This is a genomic window from Micromonospora sp. NBRC 101691 (genome assembly GCF_030269285.1).
GTDB lineage: Bacteria > Actinomycetota > Actinomycetes > Mycobacteriales > Micromonosporaceae > Micromonospora > Micromonospora echinospora.
In genome coordinates, this window is the sequence record NZ_BSTB01000024.1 from 1 (window position 1) to 12,942 (window position 12,942).

Annotated in this window: 9 protein-coding genes; 3 read left to right on the forward strand and 6 right to left on the reverse strand. The window is 71.2% G+C overall.

Translation table 11 applies throughout. From position 1 onward, the window contains the following. On the reverse strand, positions 1-5,726 hold a 5,726-nt coding region (locus QSK20_RS27865), incomplete at its 3' end, for a non-ribosomal peptide synthetase (protein WP_285791586.1). Between the two features lie 257 nt (positions 5,727-5,983). Between QSK20_RS27865 and QSK20_RS27870 the strand changes: the two genes are divergently transcribed. Beyond that, positions 5,984-6,541, forward strand: a complete 558-nt coding sequence (locus QSK20_RS27870; RefSeq protein WP_285791587.1) for a hypothetical protein — start codon at positions 5,984-5,986, stop codon at positions 6,539-6,541. A gap of 84 nt (positions 6,542-6,625) precedes the next feature. Here QSK20_RS27870 and QSK20_RS27875 read toward each other — a convergent pair whose 3' ends face one another. Further along, positions 6,626-7,225 carry a TetR/AcrR family transcriptional regulator gene (locus QSK20_RS27875; protein ID WP_285791588.1) on the reverse strand — a complete coding sequence of 200 codons (600 nt, stop codon included), beginning with the start codon at positions 7,223-7,225 and terminating at the stop codon, positions 6,626-6,628. Positions 7,226-7,295: 70 nt separating this feature from the next. On the opposite strand from QSK20_RS27875, the gene QSK20_RS27880 reads away from it, so the two are divergent. Further along, positions 7,296-7,838: a hypothetical protein gene (locus tag QSK20_RS27880; protein WP_285791589.1), complete on the forward strand. Its 543-nt coding sequence runs from the start codon at positions 7,296-7,298 to the stop codon at positions 7,836-7,838. Positions 7,839-7,880: 42 nt separating this feature from the next. Here QSK20_RS27880 and QSK20_RS27885 read toward each other — a convergent pair whose 3' ends face one another. Beyond that, entirely contained in the window at positions 7,881-8,213 is a 333-nt protein-coding gene (locus tag QSK20_RS27885) for a putative quinol monooxygenase (RefSeq protein ID WP_285791590.1), read from the reverse strand. 407 nt (positions 8,214-8,620) lie between these two features. Between QSK20_RS27885 and QSK20_RS27890 the strand changes: the two genes are divergently transcribed. After that, entirely contained in the window at positions 8,621-9,232 is a 612-nt protein-coding gene (locus tag QSK20_RS27890) for a dienelactone hydrolase family protein (protein ID WP_285791591.1), read from the forward strand. Between the two features lie 94 nt (positions 9,233-9,326). Here the strand turns inward: QSK20_RS27890 and QSK20_RS27895 are convergent, their stop codons facing one another. From QSK20_RS27895 to QSK20_RS27905, 3 genes are read right to left on the reverse strand one after another with little or no spacing between them, the layout of a single operon-like run. Further along, positions 9,327-10,355, reverse strand: a complete 1,029-nt coding sequence (locus QSK20_RS27895) for a methyltransferase (protein WP_285791592.1) — start codon at positions 10,353-10,355, stop codon at positions 9,327-9,329. Further along, positions 10,352-11,479, reverse strand: coding sequence for an aminotransferase class V-fold PLP-dependent enzyme (locus tag QSK20_RS27900; RefSeq protein ID WP_285791593.1), 1,128 nt, complete (start codon positions 11,477-11,479; stop codon positions 10,352-10,354). Before QSK20_RS27900 ends, QSK20_RS27895 begins: the two co-directional genes overlap by 4 nt. A 1-nt stretch (position 11,480) precedes the next feature. Further along, a complete protein-coding gene (locus tag QSK20_RS27905; RefSeq protein ID WP_285791594.1) occupies positions 11,481-12,203 on the reverse strand; it encodes a tryptophan 2,3-dioxygenase family protein in 723 nt (240 codons plus the stop codon). Between the last annotated feature and the right edge of the window lie 739 nt (positions 12,204-12,942).

Here is a 12,942-nt window from a genome sequence, read left to right on the forward strand (position 1 = left end):
TGGTCGTCGGTGCGGCCGAGGAAGTGCAACTGGCCGGCGGCGTCCCAGCGGGCGAGGTCGCCGGTGCGGTACATGCGGGTGCCGGCGGGTCCGTGGGGGTTGGCGACGAAGCGGGTGGCGGTGAGGTGGGGTTGGTTGACGTAGCCGCGTGCGGTGCCGGCTCCGGCGAGGTACAGCTCGCCGGGTACGCCTGCGGGGACGGGTTGGAGGTGTTGGTCGAGGACGTGGAGGTGTGTGCCGCTCAGTGGGTGTCCGAGGGGGACGGTGGTGCCGGCCTGTTCTCCGTGTTTCCAGGGGTACTGGGTGACGCAGAGGGTCATTTCGGTGGGGCCGTAGGTGGTGCGGACGATGGTGGTGGGGCAGTTTTGGAGGGTGTGGTTGACGGCTTGGGCGGAGATGATGTCGCCGCCGGTGGTGACTTCGGTGAGTCCGGCGAAGGCGTCGACGAGTTCGTCGGCGACGACGCGGAAGAGGCCGGCGGTGAGGCTGAGTCGGGTGATTTTGTGTTGGTGGATGAGGTTCTGGAGGGCGGCGGCGTCGAGGTTGCCGGGTGGGGCGATGACGATTTGTCCGCCGGCGAGGAGGGGTCCCCAGAGTTCCCAGGTGGAGGCGTCGAAGGCGTGGGGGCTGTGGAAGAGGGTGCGGTCGTCGGTGTGCATGGTCCAGCTGGGGTCGCGGACGAGGTCGACGACGCCCTGGTGGGTGATCTGGATGCCCTTCGGTTCGCCGGTGGAGCCGGACGTGTACATCACGTAGCAGAGCTGCTGTGGATGCACCCTCGGCAGCGGCCCGTCGTCCGCCACCGGGTCGGCGTCGCAGCCCAGCACCCGACGCCCGGCGGAGACCTGGTCGGCGACCAGCTCGTGGTCGCGGAACGCGTCGTCGACGAGGATCACCGGAGATCCGGACGCCGCGACCACCGTCCGCATCCGGGCCAGCGGGTAGGCGGTGTGGATGGGCAGGTAGGCGCCGCCGGCCTTCAGCACGGCGAGGATGGCGACGACGAGGTCGACCGACCGTTGCATGAGCATCGGTACGGGCGTCTCGACGACCACCCCGGCCGCCCGTAGCGTCCGGGCCAGCCGCTCGGCGCGCTCCCGCAGATCCGCGTACGTCAGGACGGTCGAACCGTCAGTGACCGCGAACGCGTCCGGGCTGCGCGACGCCTGGTCGTCGAACGCCCCGACCACGCTGCACGCCACGGCCGCCGGGGTCGACGTCTGCGCTTGCCGTGCCCGCTCGCCGTCGACCAGGACGTCGAGCCGGCTGATCGGGGTGGCGGGTTGCCGGGCGACCTGGCGCAGGATCGCGTCGAGGCGCTGCCCGAGCAGTTCGACGGTCTCCTGGACGAAGAGGTCCCGCGCGTAGCCGATCGCGATGTCCAGGTCCCCGTCGACCGGCTCGTCCATGACCGTGAACTCCAGGTCGAACTTGGCGATGGCCAGCCGGGTCGGTTCCGGCGTGCAGTCCAGCCCTGGCAGGGGAGTGGCGCTCGGGGCGCGGTCGGCCCGGGACAGGGCGACCTGGAACAGCGGGTGCCGACCGAGGGACCGCGCTGGTTGCAGGTGCGTGACCAGTCGCTCGAAGGGGAGGTCCTGGTGGTCGTAGGCGGTGAGGTCGGTGTCGCGTACGCGGTGGAGGAGTTGGGTGAAGGTGGGGTTGTCGGTGGTGTCGGTGCGCAGGACGAGGGTGTTGACGAAGAAGCCGATCAGCTGGTCGAGGGTGTCGTCGGTGCGTCCGGCGACGACGGTGCCGAGGGGGATGTCGGTGCCGGCGCCGAGTCGGGTGAGGAGGGTGGCGATGGCGGCTTGGACGACCATGAAGAGGGTGGCGTCGTGGTTGCGGGCGACGGCGCGTAGCGCGGTGTGGGTGGCGGGGTCGATGGTGAGGTCGACGCGTCCGGCCCGGTAGGTGGCCTGGGCGGGGCGTGGGTGGTCGGTGGGCAGCGGCAGTTCCTCCGGCAGCCCGGCCAACGCCGTGCCCCAGTAGTCGAGCTGGCGGCTGACCTCACTGTCCGGGTCGTCGTCGGCACCGAGCAGTGCCTGCTGCCAGAGGGCGTAGTCGGCGTACTGGACCGGCAGCGGTTCCCAGTCGGGAGCGCGACCGGTGGCGCGGGCGCTGTAGGCGGCGGCGAGGTCGCGGGCGAGAGGGGCCATGGAGGCACCGTCGCCGGCGATGTGATGGAGGTTGACCAGGAGGAGGTGCTCCTGTTCGCCGGTGGTGATCAGGTGGACGGCGAGAGGCACCTCGCGTGACAGGTCGAAGGGGTGCGCCGAGGCGGTGGCGAGGAGGGCTTCGGCCTGCTCGGGGGTGACGGTGTGGTGCGTGAAGGTGGTGATTCCGGGGGCGGGGTCGAGGATCTGCTGGCCGGGTTCGCCGTCGGTCTCGGTGTAGAGGGTGCGGAGGATTTCGTGTCGGTTGACGAGGTCGTCGACGGCGGCGCGGAGGGCGTCGGCGTCGACGGTGCCGTGCAGGCGGGTGGTGACCGGCACGTTGTACGTCGCCGACGGACCCTCGATGCGGTGCAACACCCAGAGCCGACGTTGGGCGAACGACACGGGCAACGGATCCGGTCGCGGGGCGACGGTCAGCGCCGGGCGGGCGACTCCCGTGGTCAGGTGGGGTTCGAGGGTGGCGACGGTGGGGTTTTCGAAGAGGTGACGGACGGTGAGTTCGACGCCGAGGGTGGTGCGGATGCGGTTGACGAGGCGGGTGGCGAGCAGGGAGTGGCCGCCGAGGTCGAAGAAGTTGTCGGTGGTGCCGATGTCGGGGAGGCCGAGGACGGCGGCGAAGAGTTGGCTGAGCACGGTCTGCCGGGCGTTGCGGGGCGCGGCGTGGGTGCTGCTGGTGGTGTGGGCGGGGGCCGGTAGGGCCGCGCGGTCGAGTTTCCCGTTGGCGGTCATGGGGAGGGCGTCCATGGTCACGAAGGCGGTGGGGACCATGTAGTCCGGTAGCTGTGCGCCGAGATCCCGACGGAGGTCGGCCACGTTCACGGTGGTGTGGTCGGTGGGGACGAGGTAGGCGACGATCCGCTTCTCGCCGGGTTGGTCTTCGCGGGCGATGACGGCGGCGTGGCGGATGTCGGGTCGGGCGGTGAGGGTGGTTTCGATTTCGCCGAGTTCGATGCGGAAGCCGCGGATCTTGACCTGGTCGTCGGTGCGGCCGAGGAAGTGGAGGTGGCCTGTGGTGTCCCATTGGACGAGGTCGCCGGTGCGGTACATGCGGGTGCCGGCGGGGCCGTAGGGGTCGGCGACGAACCGGGCGGCGGTCAGGGCGGCCCGACCCAGGTAGCCACGGGCGAGACCTTCCCCGGCCACGTGGAGTTCGCCCGGCACACCGACGGGGACGGGCTGGAGGAACTCGTCGAGGACGTAGAGGTCGGTGTTGGCGACCGGGACGCCGATGGTGACGGGTCGGCCGGTGGGCAGTGGTCCGCCGCTGGCGCAGACGGTGACCTCGGTGGGGCCGTAGGAGTTGACCAGGCGGTGGTCGACGGACCAGGTGTCGACCAGCCATTGCGGACACGCCTCGCTCGCGGTGATCACCATCGCCCCGGCGGGAAGAACATCGGGACGGAGGGAGGCGAGCAGCGAGGGCGTGACCGTGACGTGGGTGGTCCGGGCGATCAGGCCGGCGTGCTCGTCCCCGGGGTCGAGGAGCCGTTCCGGGGCGAAGGGGACGACGGTGCCGCCGGCGAGCAGGGCCATCAGCACCTCCCAGACCGAGCCGTCGAAGCCGATCGAGGCGATCTGGAGGATGTGACTGCCGGGGCGGACCTCGAAGTCCTGCTGGTAGCGGTGGGCGAGGCGGCTGATGCCCCGGTGGGTGACCGTGACACCCTTCGGCGCGCCGGTCGACCCCGACGTGTAGATCACGTACGCCGCGTTGTCCAGGTGCAGCGGCGGGAGCCGGTGACCGGTGGGCGGGTCGGTCAGCCCTTCCCACGCCGCACCACTGGCCACGACGACCACTGCCGTCGCGGGTGAGGGCTGGGCTGCGGCGTCGTCGACGATCAGGACCGCCGGTGCGGCGTCACGGAGGATGAACTCCCGGCGGGCAGTCGGGTACGCCGGGTCCACCGGCACGTAGCAGCCACCGGCCGTGCTCACCGCGAGCAGGGCGACGACCAGGTCCACCGACCGTCGCATGCAGACCGCCACCGGCACGTCCGGCCCGACCCCGAGCCCCACGAGGTGGTACGCCAGCCGACCGGCCCGCGCAGCCAACTCCCGGTACGTGATCCCCACGTCGTCACCGTGGACGACCGCGACGGCGTCCGGGTGCTGCCGTACCTGCCGGTCGAAGAGCGCCGGAAGGGTCTCGCACGGCACCCGGGGCGTGGCGCGCTGGAAGCCGCCGAGGACCTGGCGGCGCTCCTCGGCGGTCAGCACCTGCACCGTGCCGACCCGCAGTGCGGGGTCGGCGGCGACCTGGACGAGCAGGGAGATCAGTCGTCGCCCCAGCGCCTCCGCGTTCGTCCGGGTGAACAGGTCCTCCGCGTAGATGAGGCCCAGCGTGAGTTCTCCCGAGCGGTGCTGCGGGACGAATCCGAAGTAGAGATCGAACTTGGCCGTCTCGAACGGTGGCCTCTCCGCGACGACGTCGAGTGTGTCCAGGTCGAGGACGAGTCCGCCGTCGACGGCGAACGCCACCTGGACCAACGGGTTACGCCCGGGCGACCGGGTCGGTCTGAGGTGTTCGACGAGGCGTTGGAAGGGGAGGTCCTGGTGGTCGTAGGCGGTGAGGTCGGTGTCGCGTACGCGGTGGAGGAGTTGGGTGAAGGTGGGGTTGCCGGTGGTGTCGGTGCGCAGGACGAGGGTGTTGACGAAGAAGCCGATCAACTGGTCGAGGGTGTCGTCGGTGCGTCCGGCGACGACGGTGCCGAGGGGGATGTCGGTGCCGGCGCCGAGTCGGGTGAGGAGGGTGGCGATGGCGGCTTGGACGACCATGAAGAGGGTGGCGTCGTGGTTACGGGCGACCGTTCGCAGCGCGTCGTGGGTGACCGGGTCGATGGTGAGGTCGACGCGTCCGGCCCGGTAGCTGGCCTGCGGCGGGCGTGGGTGGTCGGTGGGCAGCGGCAGTTCGTCCGGCAGCCCGGCCAACGCCGTGCCCCAGTAGTCGAGCTGGCGGCTGACCTCACTGTCCGGGTCGTCGTCGGCACCGAGGAGTTCGCGCTCCCAGAGGGCGTAGTCGGCGTACTGGACCGGCAGCGGTTCCCACTCGGGAGCGCGACCGGCCGTGCGGGCGGCGTACGCCCGGGAGAGGTCCCGGGCGAGCGGACCGAGTGACCCGCCGTCCCCGGCGATGTGGTGCAGGTTCAACACCAGCAGGTGTTCCCGCTCGGTGAGGGTGAACAGCCGTACCCGCAGCGGCAACTCGGTGGACAGGTCGAACGGCCAGCGGCAGGTCTCCGCGACCGCCGCGTCGACCCTGTCCGCCTCGACCGCCAGATGAACGGCGTCGACAGACGCGCCGGCAGCCGGCAGGACGCGCTGCACCGGTTCCCCGTCGACCTCCACGTACACGGTGCGCAGGATCTCGTGCCGGCCCACCACATCCCTTACCGCGGCGAGCAGCGCGTCGGCGTCCACCCGGTCACGGATGCGGGTGACGATCGGGATGTTGTAGGTCGCCGACGGCCCCTCCAGCCGGTACTGGAACCACAACCGCCGTTGCGCCGACGACAGGGGGAACTCGGTGCTCGCGTCGGCTCCAGCGGGATCCATCCCGGCAACACCTCGTACTCTCCGTGAATGGCCAGCTTCCCTGCGCCGTCGGAGTAAGGATCGAGGTGGACGCTCACCGGCAGCTTCCCGGATCCTTCCCGCCGAACCGCCGGGCGGTCGCGCCATGGTCCGGGCGGGAGCGTCGAGTCGTCGGGTCGGGCGAACACGAGTAAATTGCCGTTTTGGCCCGAATGATGCGCGTGCGGCTGCACACTGTCGAGGTAGGCGGAATGGGCTCGACAAGGAGGAGGCCGACGATGAAGGTGCGCACCCTGCTGCTGGCTCTCGCGGCGCCAGCCGTCGTGGCGCTCACGACGGGCGCGCAGCCCGCCGGCGCGCAGCCCGTCGCTGAGCTGCCCGAGCCGGTGATCATCGATTGGCCGACCCAGGACAAGCTCCTCGACTGGGCGGCGGCCGTGGAGCGCGAGGGCCAGCAGAATCACCCCGAGGCGTATGCCGGTGTGGCGATCGACCCCATCCTCGGCACGGTGATCGTGCACCGCGTCCCCTCGACCGGGTTCGATGACGCCGTACGCCGAGTGCTGCCACCGTCGGCCGCCGTGCGGTACGTCGACGCCGTGTACCCCGAACGGGAACTCGCCGCCTGGGCGGCCGGAGTGGTCGCGGACACCGACTACTGGCGGGAGCGCGGCGTCGAGCTGAACCTCGTCGGCAGCGTGCCCGGTCAGTGCGTCCTGGTGGGCACCGAGGAACCCGCGCGTGATGTCGCCCCGATCAGCGCGCGGTATCCGGGGTGGCCGCTCTGCCTGGAGCACGACGGCGGGGCGGTGCTCCTGACCGGCGACGAGGCCTGAGGTTTCCCACGCGGCATCGGGAAGAGAACCGCTGTGCGGCGAGCAGGGCCACGCCTGCCGGAGGCGGAGGTGCGGCGGTCCGCGTCAGGCGGCCGGGCGGACCAGGTCGTCGAGGTGGTGGACGAGGGTGGCCCGGACCCGGTCGGGCGGCATCACGTCGGGGTGCAACAGGGCGTGCAGGGCGAGCCCGTCGACCAGGGCGTGCAGCCGGGCCGTCTCGCTCGGCACGTCCCGGTCGGCGGCCACCAGGCCGGCGTCGGCGAGCGTGACGACGGCCAGTTCGGTGGCCCGCCGTACGCCGTCGTCGGCCTCGGCGATCCGGGCCCGTGCCACCGGGTCGGCCGGGCTCCGGGCGGCGAGCAGCAGCCACACCTCCATCTCCCGAACGCGCTGCCGGTCCAGGGGCAGGAACTCCTCCAGCATCCGTTGGACGACCTCGCGGACCGGCCCGGTCCAGTCCTTGGCGTGGAAGCGCCGGGTCGCCTTGGTGATGACGTGTTCCATGGCGAAGGCGAGCAGCTCGGTCTGGGTGGTGAAGTAGTGCCGCAGCGCGCCGGGTGACCAGCCGGCCTCGGTCGCGATGCTGCGGACGGTCGCCGCGGCGGCCCCGTCACGGTAGACGACGCGCCACATCGCCTCGGCCAGCTCGGCGCGTCGGGCCTCGTGGTCGACGATCTTGGGCAAGGCCCCTCCGGTCGGTGTGTGCGACCCGCTGCTACGGTTATCGCACAGCGTACTAAAAACGGGGTGGGACATGCTCGTCGGACTGATCATCGCGTGTGAGGTGGCCTTCTGGGTGGTGCTGGCGGCCGGGCTGATCGCCCGTTATCCGCTGCGGCGCCCTCGACTGGGTGCCGCACTGCTACTGGCGGTGCCCCTGGTCGATGTCGTGCTCCTGGTCGCCACCCTGATCGACCTACGCTCCGGAGGCACCGCCACGCTCGCGCACGGCCTCGCCGCCGCGTACCTCGGCTTCTCGGTGGCCTTCGGTCACAGCGTGGTCCGCTGGGCCGACCAGCGCTTCGCGCACCGCTTCGCCGGTGGCCCGCCGCCGGTCAAGCCGCCCCGCTGCGGCTGGGCCCGGACCCGGCACGAGTGGCGCGAGTGGGGCAAGGCCCTGCTCGGCTGGGCCGTCGCCTGCGCCCTGCTGGTCGGCGGGATCGTCCTGGTCGGCGACCCCGACCGGACGCGGGAACTGGAGGCCTGGATCGGCCGGCTCAGCCTGGTCGTCGTGGTCTGGCTGGTCTTCTGGCCGCTGTACTACACGGTCTTCCCGAAGCGGGAGCCGCGCCACTGACCCTGCCCGGCCGACCGGCGGCGTCGCTCCCGCGCCTCGTGGTCAGCCGCGGTCGGGGACGGCCATCTCGCCGAGCAGGGACCAGTCGTCCTGCGGGACGGTCACGTTGACGATGCGTGGCGTCTCGGCGAGGTGCGGTGGCAGGGCCTGCTGTGCCGCCGTGAAGTGTGGGGACTGGACGTGCGCCGCGCCGGCGGCTTCGTCGCGGAACGCCTCGATCAGGACGTACTCCGTCGGGTCGTCGACGCTGCGGGACCAGGCGAACCACAGGCATCCCGGCTCACGGCGAGTGGCCTGGGTGAACTCGTCGGCGATCTCGGGCCACCGGTCGGCGTGCTCGGGCAGCACCCGGAACTTGGCGGTAATGAAGATCATTAGTATCTCCCGTTTCGTCTTCCTGCTGTTCGGCCGGGGTCGACCGGCTCGGATCGTGCCGTACCCGATCCACCCCACCCTTGCACGTGCCCGGCCGTACCTGCGCTGATTCCACAGCCGGCGCCAACCACATGCCGATGAGCTCCTTCGTGATACGTTCGGCCCCGCTGTGCGTCGCTGCGACCTGAGGAGGTGAGACCGATCAACGCTGTGACAGGTCGGGGCTCCCTCCCTCGCATGGCCTAGGGAGTGCCCGAGAGAAGGCATCCCGAAAGGCTCGAAACGCTGTGCGCTTCACCTCCACGACGTCGTCCGATGGCGTCCTCGAACAACTCTTCACCCTCGGTGAGATTCCCGGCGTGCTGTGGACGCCGGTAGACGCCGTCGGTCCTCGCCCCCTTGTCCTGATGGGACACGGTGGCGGCCAGCACAAGAAGGCCCCCGGCGTCCTGTTCCGGGCACACCGCTTCGTGACCGCGTGCGGGTTCGCGGTGGCGGCGGTCGACGTGCCGGGCCATGGCGACCGGCCGAAGGACGAGGAGTACCACCGGATCGCGACCGAGAACCAGGCCCGCGTGGACGCCGGGGAGGAACTTGCTCCGCTGATCGCCGCTTTCCAGGCGCTCGTGGCGCGCCAGACCGTGCCGGAATGGCAGGCGGTCCTGGACGCGCTTGAGCAACTCGACCACGTCGGGGCTGGTCCGGTGGGCTACTGGGGGGTGTCGTTGGGCTGTGGGCTCGGCGTGCCGTTCGTCGCCGCCGAACCCCGGGTCCGGGCGGCCGTGCTCGGCCTGGGCGGGGCCCTCGCATCGGCCGAGGCCGCCGCGCGGATCACCGTCCCGGTGGAGTTCCTGCTCCAGTGGGACGACGAGCGGGTGCCCCGGGCCCAGGGCCTGGCGCTGTTCGACGCCCTGGGGTCCGCCGAGAAGAGCCTGCACGCCAACCCCGGCAGGCACGCGGAGATTCCGTCGTACGAACTGGACAGCACGTTACGGTTCCTCACCCGCCACCTCCGCTGACCACCGTCCTGCCGGGGCGGAGCACGTGACGATCGTGGTGGGAAACGGCCCTCCAGGGGGCCACCTCCCACCACGATCCATGCCGCTGCGGGTGTCAGCGCTCCGGCTTGTGGGCAGCGATCAGCTCCCAGCCGCCGGGGAGCACCTCGATCTTCTCGAAACCGGTCCCGGTCAGCAGGCTGGTGTAGAACTCCACCTCCCGCAGCCGGCTGACGCAGCTGTCCACCCCGATCAGGAAGTACGACCAGAAGAACTGCATCGCCAGCCGGTCCGGCGTACGGAACTCCTCGCAGATCAGCAGCATCCCGCCGGGCGGCAGCGCCGCGTACGCCTTCTCCACCAGCATCCGGGCGACGTCGTTCGGCCAGTCGTGCAGCACCCGGACGAAGGAGATCGTGTCGTACCCGGTGGGCAGCGGCTCGGCGAAGAAGTCGCCGCCGACGAAGCCGAGCCGGTCCGGGTCGGCGCACCCGGCGCGGGTCTGCTCGACCAGTGGCCCGACCGCCGGCAGGTTGTAGACGTCGACCCGCAGCTCCGGGGCGTCCCGGAGCACCCGGGCGGCGAGGGTGCCGTCGCCGCCGCCGACGTCGAGGAAGCGGCGACGCCCCGCCCAGAGCCGGTCGGCGTGCTGGCCGAAGACCTCGACCACCGGGCCGAGCCCGACCGACATGCTCTGCTCGAACGACGCGGTCTGCTCGTCGGTCTTCGGCGGCCAGGCGAAGTCGTCGTCGGTCATGCTGACCTCGCCGCGCAGGCTGTCGGCCAGCCGGCCGTGCAGCCGCCGCCACGGGTACCGGTCCCGGTCACGTTCGATCGAGCCCGGCCCGACCACCGCCCGGACGGCGTCCCGCAACCCGGGCACCGCCCGGTAGCTGGCCTCGGTGATGTGGTCGCTCTTCTCCTCCCGTTCGACGACGCCGACGCTCTCCAGGCAGTCGAGGAACTTGTAGAGCCGCAGCGGCCGTACGTCGAACCGGGTCGCCAGGTCGCCCAGGCCCACCGGACCGGGTTCCAGCGCGTCGAGCAGCCCCATGGTGTGGGCGGTCTCCAGCACGTCCATCGCCTTGCTGGCGTTGAACAGCAGGCTCATCAGCGCGCGCGGCGACAACGACGGTGTGCTCATCGGTGGTTCTCCTGCCATTCCTGAACTAGTGCGTCCATGAACTCGTCGATCTCGTCGAGGGTGTTGTAGACGTGCGGGCCGATCCGCAGGTAGCCACGCCAGCTGCACACCAGGTTCCGGGCGGCGAGCCGGTACTTCAGCGCCTCCCCGTCCGGGACGTCGAGGCAGACCACGCCGCCCCGCTCCGGGCCGACCGGGCTGACCACCGGGATGCCGGCGGCCCCGGCCCGGTCGACGACCCGCTGTGTGCAGCGCAGCGAGTGCGCCCGGATCGTCTCGATGCCCACCCCGGCCAGCAGGTCCAGGCCGACCTGGGAGATGAGCGAGGTGAGCGGGTACGGGGTGCCGCCGGCGAACCGCTGCGCGCCGTCCGCGAACCCGGTCGACGGCTGGAAGGTCAGCGCCCGGTCGCCCGCCTGCCAGCCGGTGGCCGCCGGTTCGAGTTCGGGCAGCAGGTCGGGGCGGACGTAGAGGAAGGCCGTCCCCGCCCCGCACATCCACTTGTGTGCGCCGCCGAGCAGGAAGTCGACGCCGAGCGCGGTGACGTCCAACGGCATGATCCCGACGGTCTGGAAGGCGTCGACCACCACCCGGGCCCCGACCGAGTGCGCGTGCTTCACCAGCCGGCCGAGGTCGACGGTGGCTCCGGAGATGAAGCTCGCGTGCGGTACGCACACCAGCAGCGTCCGCTCGTCGATCTGCTCCTCCAGGGCGTCCTGGTCGATCCGGGGGCCGCCGGTACCGACCACGACGGGCTGCGCCCCGTGCCGGCGGAACGCGTTCCAGATGAACGGCACGGTGGGGAACTCCAGGTCGGTGGTGACCACCCGGTTCCGGGGCGCCCGGTAGTCGAAGCAGGAGGCCACCCGGACCAGAAGCGCGCTCAGATTGGCGTCGGTGACCACGCTGCCGGGGGGCGCGCCGACGAACGCGGCCACCCCGTCGGCGTACCGGTCGAGCCCCTCGTGCCAGCCGCCCCAGACGTCGTCCCGCCAGGTGCGCAGTGTCTCCCAGTAGCCGGCCAGGACGTCCTGGACGCCCCGGGGCACCGCGCCGGTGGAGTTGCTGTTCAGGTAGACGCAGGTCTCCAGGACGGGGAACTGCGCGCGGAAGGCGGCGTCCACGTCAGCCCGCCGCGTCCGGGGTGATCCCGGTCGGGTCCGCCGGCCCCCCGACGAGCGCGGTACGCGCCTGCCACAGCTCCGGGAAGAACCGGTGGTCGATCAGCTTGGCCAGCCAGTTCGCCGGGCTGCCCGGGGTGCCCGTCGGGCCGTGGCTGCCGATCCGGATGGCGATCTTGTAGTGCCGTACCCGCCAGAGCGCCACCCGCTCGTCCCAGTCGACCATCGCCTCGGCCATCCGGTAGACCGGGTCGGCGGGGCTGCCCGCGTAGAGCTTGCGCAGGTCGATCTGCCGGTCGGCGAGGTACCGGGCGAACGCCTGGTCGAGCCGGCGGCTGGCGGCCTGCGCCTGCTTCCAGCCCGGCGACTCCGCGCCGGAGCCGTTGCCGAGCACCGGCACCAGGGCCTGGAAGGTGGCCGGCGGCAGGTACCGGAACATGTCCAACTGGTCGGTGACGAGCCGGACGGCGAGCGAGGCCCGACCCAGCAGGAGTTCGGCCTCCGACAGTTCGCCGTCGTCGACCCGACCGGCGGCCTCGGTCAACTCGGCCACCGCGAGCTTGAACCACAGTTCGGCGGACTGGTGCACCACCTGGAAGAGCAGTTCGTCCCGGTGGACCATCTCCGCCGGTTCCCGTTGCAGGGTGAGCAACTCGTCCGTACGCATGTAGCGCGCGTAGTCCGTGGCACCCTCGCCGGGGAGCACGGGCGAGTGGTCTCGCTTCACAGAATCGTCCCTTCCCTGGGTTTCGGTGCGTCCGTTCCCGGTGCGCCCGGGATCATCGCGCGGCTCATTATCCAGTGATGTCCGGCAATCGAAAGGACGCCCCCGGCGTATGGGTGACCGGCCGGAAGAGGTGCCCGCCGGCGCATGTGCCGGAATCGGCCGGCAATTCACCGGCGTGGCGTGTGGGTATGCGCGACGGTGGCGGGGCACGGGGTCGGACGGTGGCGACGCGCCGGCGGCGACGAGGTGGAGCCGTTCGGTGGACCACCAGCTGGCCGTCCGATGAGGACCGACCGGGCGGGTCGGCCGTCGTGGGGGAGCCGGACGGGTGGATGTCGGATGGTGGACACCGGGGCCGCGTCAGGTCGGGTCGAACGGCTTCCCCGGACCGGCGGGAGTCGGCCGCGAGGGGGGCGTTTCACGTGAGTAAACCGCAGGTAAAACCTTTGCTCCACAGTGGCGGGTGCGACGGGGTCGACTCCGGGCGGGTGGCGTGGTGGCGGGCCGGGTGGGTGCGGAATCCCGTGGCGGGCGGTGCCCCGGTCGGGGCTGGTAGGCGCCCTTTAATCGAGATATGTGCATTGGCCGAAATTATGAGGCGGTAAGTCATTCCACTGTGGAGCTGACTGGCCACTTAGTATCCTTGATCCACAAAAGAGTCCCAAAACCGACGTATCGAAAGTGGTTGCGTCGGCAACGACTGCCGCTGCTAGCATTCCGATGCGATCCGCTGGGGTTG